The organism is Paenibacillus gallinarum, assembly GCF_014836635.1.
In the GTDB taxonomy this organism is placed as follows: Bacteria; Bacillota; Bacilli; order Paenibacillales; family Paenibacillaceae; genus Paenibacillus; species Paenibacillus gallinarum.
On the sequence record NZ_JACSQL010000047.1, the window covers coordinates 1 to 1,502 of the forward strand.

Consider the following 1,502-nt stretch of genomic DNA (forward strand, 5'->3'; position numbering starts at 1 on the left):
TGAACTGAACCCTATTAAGTAGACAGTTTTAAAAAAAGGATGCGCTGCTGTTTAAGCGGCAATGAGATGACTTCGGTATGCTGCCGGAGTCATCTTTTTTAATGTCCATTGCTTTCTTGTATTGTTATAGTGGTCCATGTAATCATCAACCATTCGTTTTAGTTCTACTATACTGTTTGCTTGTTTATAAGGTATTTCATCTTTCATGTGCCCAAAGAAGGATTCCATCGGCGCGTTATCTAGGCAGTTCCCTCTTCGCGACATAGATTGTAGGAGTCCCATCCTCTTTACACGAGACTGGTACTCCGGATGGGTGTAATGAAAACCTTGATCCGAGTGAATCATGGCTTCCGGATGTAGTCGATTCCCGATAAAGTCTTCTAGTTTGCTTAACGTTCGATAGACAATTTCCATCCGTAAACTCGTTGAAAGTTCATAAGCGACAATTTCCCGTGTCGCCACATCTTTTACACAAGACAAATAAGCCGTTTTACCACCCTGAATTTGCAAGTAAGTAATGTCGGTTACGAATGTTTTCCCAGGTTCCTCTTGCTTGAACTGACGTTTTAAGTGGTTTGGTACCTGGCGGTGAGCTTCTGTAGCTTTGGCTAGCGTACGATAAGGATTTGCTCTTCGTACTTTGGCAAAGAACTGAAACTTGCGCATTAAACGCAAGATTTTTTTATGATTCATGGGCTGACCGGCCTTTTCAGCAACTTTCATATACAAACCACGATAACCAATTTTCCCATTGGCTTGATCATAAATTTCTTTTAGAAAGAGATAATCTTGATAATCTGATTCTTCACTCATGGCTCGTTTTTCTCCGTTTTGAAGCCACTTGTAATAGCCACTAGGACTTACTTTAGCTACTTCACATAAGTAACGGACCATGTTTTTTAATTGATAGAGTCGAATCGTTTCATTGATGGCTTGGTATTTCTCTCGAGCTGTTAACGACGATTCTTCTTCGCCTGCCTTTCTAACTCGTCTAGCTTTTTTAGTAAAGACAACTCCGCCTCTAGCAATCGAATACGCGCTTCTGCTTGAGCTAATTTCCTTTCTGCGGAGGCATTTTCTTTCTTAGGACGTCCTTTACTGCCTTTTCCTCGACGTTCTTCAAAAAAACCATTTTCTCCATAGGCTTGAAAGGTTCTGCGCCAACGATCTAAAGCACTTCGTGCTTTACTTAGGCCAATCACCTTCAAATCAAATCCAGCTTCTGTGAAAATTTCTGCCGGTCCTTTGCCAGCTTGGTTTTGTTTAACCGCTAGTAGTTTGAAGTCAGGGGTATATTGAATCGTTCGATCTGTCACGATTCTAACATTTGGATTGGCCTCTAATTGTCTTTGTTGGTGTTCATTAAAGATGATCTTACTCATGAAAAATACTCCGTTCTAAAAAATTGTAATGTTAGTATAACGGGACTTTTCTAGAAAGAAAATAGAAAAACCCCGAATGGTAGTCACTTTTTAAGTGTCTACCATTCGGGGTTCAGTTCA

1 protein-coding gene is annotated in these 1,502 nt (G+C 40.3%); it reads right to left on the minus strand.

The annotated features are described in order from the left end of the window. Window positions 1-51: 51 nt before the first annotated feature. Window positions 52-1,382 (minus strand): IS3 family transposase gene (locus tag H9647_RS25550; protein ID WP_191805308.1). Its coding sequence is split into 2 segments (ribosomal slippage): window positions 52-1,004 and window positions 1,004-1,382, totalling 1,332 coding nucleotides; the frame shifts between segments, so codons are not numbered across the junction. Window positions 1,383-1,502: the final 120 nt, after the last annotated feature.